The organism is Filimonas zeae (genome assembly GCF_014641615.1).
In the GTDB taxonomy this organism is placed as follows: Bacteria; Bacteroidota; Bacteroidia; order Chitinophagales; family Chitinophagaceae; genus Filimonas; species Filimonas zeae.
The window spans coordinates 48,713-59,181 of sequence record NZ_BMIB01000010.1; the positions used below are offsets into that span (position 1 = coordinate 48,713).

7 protein-coding genes are annotated in these 10,469 nt (G+C 46.4%); 5 read left to right on the forward strand and 2 right to left on the reverse strand.

Annotation, left to right across the window (positions count from 1 at the left end; translation table 11 throughout):
• Positions 1-107: 107 nt before the first annotated feature.
• Complete coding sequence (locus IEY13_RS29930; protein ID WP_188959456.1) at positions 108-1,856, forward strand: ABC transporter ATP-binding protein; 1,749 nt, start codon at positions 108-110, stop codon at positions 1,854-1,856.
• Positions 1,840-3,600 (forward strand): ABC transporter ATP-binding protein, encoded by a 1,761-nt coding sequence (locus IEY13_RS29935; RefSeq protein WP_188959457.1) that lies wholly within the window; start codon positions 1,840-1,842, stop codon positions 3,598-3,600. The genes IEY13_RS29930 and IEY13_RS29935 overlap by 17 nt, the downstream gene beginning before the upstream one ends.
• On the opposite strand, the gene IEY13_RS29940 is transcribed toward IEY13_RS29935, so the two are convergent.
• Both IEY13_RS29940 and IEY13_RS29945 read right to left on the reverse strand, forming a co-directional pair.
• A complete protein-coding gene (locus tag IEY13_RS29940) occupies positions 3,597-4,100 on the reverse strand; it encodes a 2'-5' RNA ligase family protein (protein WP_188959458.1) in 504 nt (167 codons plus the stop codon). The genes IEY13_RS29935 and IEY13_RS29940 overlap by 4 nt on opposite strands.
• 6 nt (positions 4,101-4,106) lie before the next feature.
• Positions 4,107-5,225 (reverse strand): serine hydrolase domain-containing protein, encoded by a 1,119-nt coding sequence (locus IEY13_RS29945; protein WP_188959459.1) that lies wholly within the window; start codon positions 5,223-5,225, stop codon positions 4,107-4,109.
• A gap of 143 nt (positions 5,226-5,368) precedes the next feature.
• Between IEY13_RS29945 and IEY13_RS29950 the strand changes: the two genes are divergently transcribed.
• Genes IEY13_RS29950 through IEY13_RS29960 form a run of 3 tightly spaced genes read left to right on the forward strand, consistent with a single transcriptional unit; the run spans position 5,369 to position 10,198 of the window.
• Positions 5,369-5,806: a GNAT family N-acetyltransferase gene (locus IEY13_RS29950; protein WP_188959460.1), complete on the forward strand. Its 438-nt coding sequence runs from the start codon at positions 5,369-5,371 to the stop codon at positions 5,804-5,806.
• A 33-nt stretch (positions 5,807-5,839) separates the two neighbouring features.
• Positions 5,840-6,958: a type IX secretion system outer membrane channel protein PorV gene (gene porV, locus IEY13_RS29955; RefSeq protein ID WP_188959461.1), complete on the forward strand. Its 1,119-nt coding sequence runs from the start codon at positions 5,840-5,842 to the stop codon at positions 6,956-6,958.
• Between the two features lie 33 nt (positions 6,959-6,991).
• Positions 6,992-10,198 (forward strand): DUF2341 domain-containing protein, encoded by a 3,207-nt coding sequence (locus tag IEY13_RS29960; RefSeq protein WP_188959462.1) that lies wholly within the window; start codon positions 6,992-6,994, stop codon positions 10,196-10,198.
• Positions 10,199-10,469 lie beyond the last annotated feature (271 nt).

Consider the following 10,469-nt stretch of genomic DNA (forward strand, 5'->3'; position numbering starts at 1 on the left):
GAAACTGCGTACCCCGCATTTCTCCGGCCTTTGTGTTTGGGTTAGGCGAATAAACTGTGGCAGATTGGCAAATGTGCCTACATTTAGTGCCGAATTGAAGATTGTATATGAACGATAGCCGGAAAAAGGCACCCGCTGCAAAAAAGCCGGGAATAACAAGCCTGCTAAAACCGTATAAAGGGCTGGTGCTGGTATTGCTGCTTTTCACCCTGCTGGGTAATGCCATCACCTTAATTCTACCACAGATTATCGCCCGCAGTATAGATGCTTTTAACACAGGTACTTTTGCTTACCAGCCGGTGTTAACGGAGTTTCTGGTGGCCGTGGTGGTTATATTCTTATTCAGCTGGTTGCAGAGCGTTATACAAACCAATGCCTCAGAAAGGGTGGCAAGAGATTTACGTACCCGGCTATCGGATAAAATATCCCGCCAGTCTTACGCTTTTGTAGAGCAGGCCAACCCCGCAAAACTGCTTACCAACCTTACGGTTGATATAGATGCTATTAAAATGTTTATATCGCAGGCGCTGGTGGCAGTAGTGTCTTCCCTGTGTATTATTATAGGAGCCAGCATACTGTTGTTTGCCATTAACTGGAAACTGGCTTTGTGTGTGGTTACCATTATACCTGTTATAGGTATAACATTTTTTGTAGTGCTGCGTAAGGTAAGAACACTGTTTATTCAAAGCCGGGCGGTAATAGACTGGCTAAATAAGGTGATTAATGAAAGCATATTAGGTGCAGCTATTATACGTGTGGTTAACTCGCAACAGAGTGAGTACATCAAGTTTCTGGAAGCGAGTACCAAAGCGCGCGATTTTGGTTTATCTATACTCAACCTGTTTGCGGGGTTGATACCCGTAATAACTTTTACGGCCAGCATGGCGGCATTAATTATACTGGCGCTGGGCGGGCATTTTGTAATTACCGGCAGCATGTCGCTGGGTAATCTTGCCGCGTTTAACAGCTACCTGGCCATGCTTATTTTCCCTATACTGGTTATTGGTTTTATGAGCAATGTAATTGCGCAGGCTACTGCTTCTTACGACCGTATACGCAGCGTGCTGGAGGCGCCTGAAACGCCCGATAGTGGCACGCTTGCAGGGCCTTTAAACGGAGATATCAGGGTAGAGGGCATACAGGTATTATACGGTCAAACACCGGTATTAAAAGATATTTCGTTTGCAGTGGCAGCAGGTACCAGAACAGCCATTATTGGCCCCACTGCTGCTGGCAAAACGCAGCTGTTGTATTTACTCACCGGGCTTATTAAACCTGTTGCAGGGCAGGTGTTGTTTGATGGTGCTGCTATAGATGCCTATAACCGCGAAGCCTTTCACAGCCAGGTTGGGTTTGTGTTTCAGGACAGTATTATTTTCAACATGAGCATCCGGGAAAATATAGCTTTTAACGCAGCTGTTACTGAAGAAGCCATGAACAAAGCCATTGCCACGGCAGAACTGAGAGATTTTGTGGAAGGATTGCCGGAAGAGCTGAATACGATTGTATCAGAACGTGGTTCCAGCTTATCCGGTGGACAAAAACAGCGCATTATGCTGGCCCGTGCATTGGCAATAAACCCGGCCATATTACTGCTGGACGATTTTACGGCAAGGGTAGATGCAGCCACAGAGAAAAAGATATTACAGAACATACAAATCAGCTATCCGCAGCTAACGCTGATATCTGTTACACAGAAAATTGCTACTGTGGAGCAGTATGATAAAATTATGCTGTTGATGCAGGGGGAGCTGATTGCATCCGGTACCCACGAAACGCTGATGCAGTCAAGCCCCGAATACGTACAGCTATTTCAATCACAACAAAGTACCAGCAATTATGAATTACAATCTTAACCAGCTGGTACAGCAAAAACCGAAAGCCTCTACTTATGCAGCATTAAAAAGCCTGTTGCAGCTGATTGCGCACGAAAGGCGTAACCTGTTACTGGCGCTGGCAACCATGCTGGTAAATGCAGGCCTAAACCTGCTGGGGCCATTTTTAATTGGCTATGCTATTGATAAGTATGTGGTGAATAAGCAATACAGTGGGGTGCTGATGGTTGCGGGTATACTGCTGGGCATGTATCTGGTTTCGTTGTTTACCAGTTATTACCAAACCCGGTTAATGGGCGGGGTAGGGCAGCGTATGCTGTTTACCTTACGCAATAGTATTTTTAATAAACTACAGGTATTACCGGTAGCCTTTTTTAATGCCAATAAAGCGGGCGATCTTATTTCGCGGGTGAATAACGATACGGAGAAGCTCAATACGTTTTTCTCTCAATCGCTCACGCAGTTTATAGGCAGCATTGCTACCATGCTGGGTGCGGGTATTTTTTTACTGGTGCTGAATACAAAGCTGGGGCTGGCTGCGTTGCTGCCTGCTGTGGTTATTATACTGTTTACCAGAGTAGTATCGCCCTGGGTTAAAAAGAAGAATGCCGCCAATATGAACAGCGTAGGCGGCATGAGTGCGGAAATACAGGAAAGCCTCAGCAACTTTAAAGTTATCATAGCCTTTAACCGGCGCGATTATTTCCGCCAGCGTTTTCAGGCTGCCAATCAGGCCAATTATACTACTGCAAGGGCAGCGGGGCTGGCCAATAATATTTTTCTGCCGGTATATACTATGTTATCCAGCCTGGCGCAATTGATTGTGTTGCTGTATGGCATACATCTGATTAGCGTAGGGGAGTTTTCTATAGGGCTGCTGGTAAGTTATATGGCTTATTCTGTAAACTTTTATAACCCTTTGCGTCAGCTGGCCTCATTATGGACCAGCTTTCAGGTAGCGCTGGCAGGGTGGGACAGGATATCGGTAATGCTGGCGCTGGATTCAGATATGCCCGTTGTGGCCCCGCAACCCGCAGTTGCTTCTGATGCTGTGGTGGAGTTGCAGCAGGTACACTTTGGCTATGTGGCCGGTAAAGAAATACTGCATAATATATCTATGCAATTGCATAAGGGAAAAACCTATGCTTTTGTAGGCCCTACTGGTGGTGGTAAAACCACCACTGCCTCACTCATTGCCCGTTTGTACGATCCTGTAAGTGGTACGGTGTTGCTGAATGGCCGGGATATACGTAGTTATACGGCCGGAGAGCGTGCGCAAAAGATTGGATTTATATTACAGGAGCCGTTTTTGTTTACCGGTACGGTGAAGGAGAATATTGTGTATGGCAATGAAGCCTATCGGGCATATACCAATGAGCAGCTGGAGCAGGTAATACAGGAGGCGGGTTTGCAAAACCTCCTTACATTATTTGAAAGCGGGCTGGATACAAAAGTAACCTCTGGCAGCGATGGTATAAGCCTGGGGCAAAAACAACTGATAGCTTTTATACGTGCTGTGCTGCGTAAACCGGAAGTGCTGATACTGGATGAGGCTACTGCCAATATTGATACGGTTACAGAACAGTTGCTGGAAGAGATATTAAAACGTTTACCAGCTACCACTACCCGCATCATAATAGCCCACCGCCTCAATACCATTGAAAATGCGGACGAGATATTTTTTGTAAACTCCGGTGAGGTAACCCGTGCCGGTTCTTTTGAAGATGCGGTGAATAAACTGCTGCATGGTAAAAGGGCCAGCTAGGCACCCGTAGTAAACGGATAGTGGTGCAAGGCTTTCCATGGCCCCTTCTGGTATAACCAGGTTTGCAGGCCGGTTGCCTGTAGCTGAAAAGGTATAAACTGTTCCACTAATTGCTGGTGTAGCTTTTGTGCCTTCCAGGCAGTTACTTTATTCTGAACGGTTATGTGGGGCTTTAATATTTTAGCATCCTGCCGCGTAAGCCAGGGGCTAAATAACTGCTGCATGTTCAGGTGCAGTTGCTGCAAAGCCTCGCTTTGCAGGGCATAAGCTACCCAGTTACCTGCGTGGCTTATACCGGTAACATCAATTACCATGGGGCTGCGTTGTGCAAAGCCGGGCAAGCCCTGCTCTATAACCGGTTGCTGCACAGGCAGGCGGTGAAACAGGGTAACATGCGCATCCAGGTAATTGGCATGTGCAGGAAAGTGTTTAGCGCGCAGCGCGTTAAAAAACTGCTGGCTTTCTGCATCTATACAAAGGGTAATAATCAGTGCAGGCATAAATGGTTATTGTAGCGCTTCGCTTACCAGTTGTTTAAGGGTTACATGCCGGTTTTGTCTGCCTTCGCTTTTCAGGTAAAAAGCCATTAAAAAAGCACAGTACTGTTGCTCATTATCTATCCACGGATAGCTGCCAAACAATCCGGGGCTGGTAACCACTTTGCTCTGTTTGGTGGTGGCAGATGTTTCCATTACCCATTCGCCATAGCCGTATCCAAAATTACCCGCTTCCGTAGGGGAGTAGGCTATTTTCACTTCCTGGGTAATGCGGTTTACCTGCATGGCATTTATGCTCTTTTCGCTCAGTATTCTTTTGCCGTTAAAGCTGCCTTTGTTTTGCAGCATTATCAAAAAGTTCATGTAGTCTTCCGGTGTACTGCCGGCACCACCGGCAGGCAGCGCTACTGCACCCTTACCAAAATCGGTATTCTTCATATTCAGCGGCCGGGCTATGCGCTCCGCAAAAAGGGTTTCAAAGCTTTTGCCACTTATTTTCTCTATAACCGCCCCTGCAATCTGCAGGCCGGTATTGCTGTAATGAAAAACTTTGCCAGGCTCGCCCTCCATAGGCAGGGCGGCTATTTTTTCTATGGCTTCGTCCATACTTTTTACCCCCTGCATTTCCTGCAGACTTTTGCGCAGCGGGGCCGATTGTATACCGGTAAGGTGGCTGAGGCACTGGCTGATGGTAATGTTGCCTTTACCCGCGCGTGATAGTACTGGTAAAAAACGCCCTACGGTATCGGTTTCCTGTAGTTTGCCTTGCTCTATAAACGTCATTACCAGCGCAGCACTCAGCCATTTGCTGCAGCTGGCTATCATTTGCCGGGTGGCAGGGGTATAATCGCTCAGGTCGGCTTCTTTGCCGGTGCGGCGGGCTACCAGCCGGTTAATGGTTTTTTGTCTCAGGTTCATGCTGTTTACCGCTTTGGTATATACAATGTGCCCGTTTTTAGCGATTACCAGAATGGTGCGACCCCCTAATTCATGGGAGTTGTCTGATAGCCACTTTTCAACTTTATTGAAGTTATATTGTGCCTGCAGAAAAGTAAGTCCGCTGCAAACGCATAACAGCAGCAGAATTACGCGTAATGCAGTACCACCTTTGAATAGAAAATGTTGCATAATAACTGGTTACGGAGCTAAAGTATCACTTATTATAAGTGATACAAATTAAAACTCCTTATCACAGGAGGGGGATATTCAAGGGGGATACGGCTGCTGCAAAATGTTCTACTTTCATGCTTTGAATTCAGTACCGGAAAAACATGATTTTCAGAGAAGCTACAACTGCAGACATTACAGAGATGCAGATTGTGAGACATACTGTAAAAGAAAACACTTTATCTGACCCGGCTTTGGTTACCGACAAAGACTGTGAGGAGTTTATTACTATACGTGGAAAAGGCTGGGTTTGTGAAGTGGAAGGCCATATTGTGGGGTTTGCAATAGCAGACTTACAACAACACAATATATGGGCTTTGTTTCTGCGGCCTGAGTTTGAAGGCAGAGGTATTGGACGGGAACTACACCGGCTGATGCTGGATTGGTATTTTTCAAAAACAAACGAGACTGTGTGGTTGGGTACAGCCCCCGGAACAAGGGCTGCCGGCTTTTACCGCAAGGCAGGCTGGAAGGAAGTGGGAATGCATGGCAAGGAGCTGAAATTTGAAATGACTTATACAGACTGGATGAAGCAACCCTGACCCCCCTGGACTCATTAATATAATAATGCGTTGATGAAAATGAAAGTGCAGAAAGTTTGCCTGGCAGTAGTGTTTGCACTATTGGCAGGCAGGTGTTTTAGCCAAACCTCGGAAAATATAAATATGGTAAGCACTGCTGTACCATTTTTACGCATTTCGCCCGATGCACGTGCCGGCGGAATGGGGGAAGCTGCTGTGTCTACCTCCCCCAATGCCAACTCGCAGTTTTACAACGTAGCCAAATACGCTTTTGTACACGATAAAGGCGGCCTTAGTGCTACCTATACCTCGTGGCTGCGCGATCTGGGGTTGAAAGATGTATACATGGCCGCTATGGCCGGCTATTATAAGCCTGACGATGAGCAGGCTTTCTCTGCCTCGCTTCGTTTTTTTAACCTGGGCAATATTGAAATTTCTGATGCGGAGGGTAATGATCTGGGTATGCAACGGTCCAGCGAGCTGGGGTTTGATGCTGGTTACAGCCGCAAACTGAATAAAGACTTATCTGTAGGGGTAGCGCTGCGCTATATTTATTCCAACCTCGCTGGCAGTAATTCTGTTACCGGTGGTTTATACAAAGCAGGCTCTGCAGTAGCGGGCGATGTAGGTATCTTCTACAGCAGAAGTGAAATAACCGGCAAAGGCTGGCAGGCGGGCCTGGCCCTTACCAACCTGGGTGGCAAAATAGGGTATACCAACGATGCTACACAAAAAAGTTACCTGCCCGCTAACCTGGGCCTGGGCGCAGGATATACCTGGGTGTTTAACGATCAGCATAAACTGGCCCTGCATGCAGAAGTGAATAAACTGCTGGTGCCCGAACTGCCGGTAGAAGCAGATTCGGCTGCATTTGTTAAATACAATACGCAGGGCGTAGCTTCCAGCTGGGTTTCTTCTTTAGGTAACGATGCCTGGGCTTTCTCGCTGGGTACTGAATATGTATATAACAGATTGTATGCTTTCAGGGCAGGTTATTACAGCGATAGCAGAGGCATGGGCAAGCGCAGTTATTTTACTGCCGGTGTGGGCATGAACTATTATGTATTTGGCTTAAACTTTTCGTACCTGGTACCATCGGGTGGTGGCGTTACACGTAACCCGTTATCCAATACCCTTAGGTTTAGTTTATTGTATTATATAGCAAAGGATTAACGTAAACCTGGAAAACATCCTTAAAGAACTGATATGGCAATGGGATTATCTTCTTTAACAACACAAAAAGGAATACAGTACAGAATGCTGTTGCTGGCTTTATTGCTGGCAGTGGGCAGTATTGCTGAACGTGTGGCTGCACAGCTGCCGGGATGGAGCTATCTGGCCCCTATAAGAATTACCAACAAGGCACTGATGCGTACGTACGATTTTCAGCAGATGATTATTGTAAATACCAAGGGCCTCATTGATGCAAAACAGCTGAAAGCGGATGGCAGCGACCTCCGTTTTGGTAAAGACCAAACCGGCTCTGTATTGTATCCGTATTATATTGAAAGTGGTATAAATACCACCACCACCAGAATATGGGTTAAGTTAGATGTAATGGTGCCTAACACCACCACTACGTTCTATATGTTTTATGGTAACAAATCTGCTACAGTGGGTTCTACACTTAAAACCTTTTACGGCCCTTATTCAACTACCGACTCTACCACCAGCAGTAACCCCGGCACCTCCGTGGGTAAAGTACACAGAGGGTTTAGCTTTACGCCTTTAAAAAACATGCTGGTTGCGGGCCTGGGCAAAAGAATACCTACCTCTACCACCAATACTGTAACACTGTTTGATTATTCCACACGCGATCAGCTAGAAAGAGTGCAGGTAGGTGGCTCGGCAGGTGCTTATAACTATACGCCACTGCCTGCTATACGATGGCTTAGTGCAGGCACACCTTATGTGCTGGATGTATTTATTGAAAACGGAAGTTATTATCAGGATGTACCTACGCGTATTAATAAATACATCTCCTTTATGCAGCTGCAGTACTGCAATAATTGTGGGGTAGATGATTTTCCTGCACAAACACTGGGATACTTTAACACCGGCTATCCGGATATGCACTTTTATCTGAAAAATGATACCATTGCCCAGCAAACGTATACCGTAGGGCCATTTCTTACCGTTACGCCAGATACATTACAGCATGCAGTATATCAGGAACCGTTTAGTGAAACACTGGTGGCAAAAGATGGTACACCGGGTTATACGTTTGAACTGATAGGAGGCGCGTTACCTCCGGGTATAACCCTGGCTTCTAATGGTACTATATCCGGCGCTACTTCCAGCCCCGGCAGCTATACGTTTTCTGTAAAAGTTACCGATGAATCTTCTATCAACGGTATGCCCGTAACCACCATAAGAACCTATACACTGGTGGTGGATAGAATGCGGCAGGTAATTGTGATTGATGCCATACCTGAGCATGCGTATGGAGACGCGCCTTTTAACATAACTGCCACTTCCAGCGCAGGGCTGCCAGTTAAAGTAATAGTAAACTCAGGCCCTGCCGTAATTGATGGCAATAAGATAACGCTTACCGGTGCCGGTTCTGTAATGCTGGAAGCATCACAGCCGGGTGATAACTATTATGGCCCGGCAACCGTGTATTACAGCTTTCCCGTATCGCCCAAAGCGCTTACTATTAAAGTAGACGATAAAACCAGGCCTTATGGTAATGCCAACCCGGTGTTTACTGTAAGCTATGAAGGTTTAATTAATGGTGATGTAATAGAAAATCTGAAAGTTGCTACTACGGCTACCGTAGGTTCGCCGGTAGGCACCTACCCGCTCACTGCTACACACGATGAAAACCTGAGCTATGTTATTACCGTGCAGGAAGGTAAGCTTACCGTTACCAAAAGAAATATAACAGTAGCTATAAGTGCTTTACCTGCCATACGCAAAGTGTATGATGGTAATACCACCGCCACGCTGGTTAAAGACCATTATATTGTTACCGGCCTTGTTAATGGCGATACGCTGCTGCTAACCGGCAGCGCGGCCTACGAAAACGCGAATGTGGGTACAGGCAAAAAAATAAATGTTACCGGTTTTACGGGGGCAGGTATTGCAGCAGATAATTATACCCTTGCTGCCACCACAGCCACTACCGTTGGTGATATAACCGTAAAAGATGTAACACTGGCGCTAAACTCTTCACCGGCTGTAACCAAGGAGTATGATGGTACCAACACAGCTGCACTGGCTCCTGCCAACTATCAGCTGGCGGGCGCTATACCGGGTGATGATGTAACTGTTGCCTGTAAAGGTTATTACAGTACCAGCACGGTAGGCAGGAATAAAACAGTAAACCTGTCTGATTTTGTACTGAGCGGGGCCTCCAAAGGCAATTACAAACTGTTTGCAGATAATGCTACCCTTGCGGGTGAAATTACCCCCCGCTCACTAAAAGTGTTGTTACTGGCTGTGCCGGCAGTTGCCAAAGTGTACGATGGTAACAATACTGCTGCACTGCTGCCTGCTAACTATTCGCTTACCGGTGTAATAGGTAGCGAAAAAGTAACCATTAATACACCTGCAACCGGCAAGTTTGAAGATATACATGTGGGCACCAATAAAAAGGTAACGGCAGAAGGTGTGGTGCTTTCGGGCGCAGATGCTACCAATTATGTATTATCGCCAGCGGTAGCTACAGGTGATATTGGTACCATTGCCAAAACCGGCGTAGCAGTAATGGCAGATGGGGGTAGTAAATTATATGGTGCGGAAGATGGGGTATTGACGTATAAAACAACCGGCTTAATTGGTACCGACGTGTTAACAGGCACTTTATCCAGAGAAGCGGGCGAAAATGTAGGTACTTATAAAATACAGCAGGGAACGTTGAGCGGGCAGAATTACTTTATTGCCGGGTTTACACCTGCTGACTTTTCTATTAAACCCGCCGTAGTAACGGTAACCGCTAACGATAAAGAGCGCGCCCAGGGGCAAACCAATCCGGAGTTTACTGCTTACTTTACCGGTTTTATGTCTGGCGACGACAGTACTAAACTTACCAGTCCTTTGGTTTTACAAACCAGCGCTAACGCAGCATCTATGGTGGGCACTTATGATATTATACCATCGGGCGCAGCAGCACCTAATTACACTTTTGAGTATGTAAACGGCAAACTAACCGTACTGCCTGGCGCTGGTAAGGTACGCGTTTGGACCAGTAGCAGAAATACCATGCAGGTGCGTATCTATTCAGAGATTTCTCAGAAAGCATCTATTGTAATGTACACCGAAGCAGGGCAGCGGGTGCTGTACCGCCAGGAGCAATTAAATCCCGGAATGAACATATTCCCTTATTCGATAGGGCAGTTACCATCTGCTTTTTACGTGGTAAATATTCAGGGCGAGGATATTAAGGAAGCACATAAGCTGAACATACGATAAGCTGCGTGTACAATATAAGAAGAGGCCGCTTCCTTTATTCAGGAGGCGGCCTCTTTTGGTTACCGGCGTAGGTGCAGCGCTTGCCACCTGCCGGGAGTGATACGTGACAGGCGTATTACTGTACGCCTCAATAAATAGTCTTTCTATCTCCATTGGAAAGTTTTCTGTTTTGGTTGGAAATATTTCTGGGGGTCTATTCAGTAAACTGTGTCAGTGAGGTTGTATTTATAGATATCGTTGTTCAAAGATAATCGCCATTTGTGCTTGTATG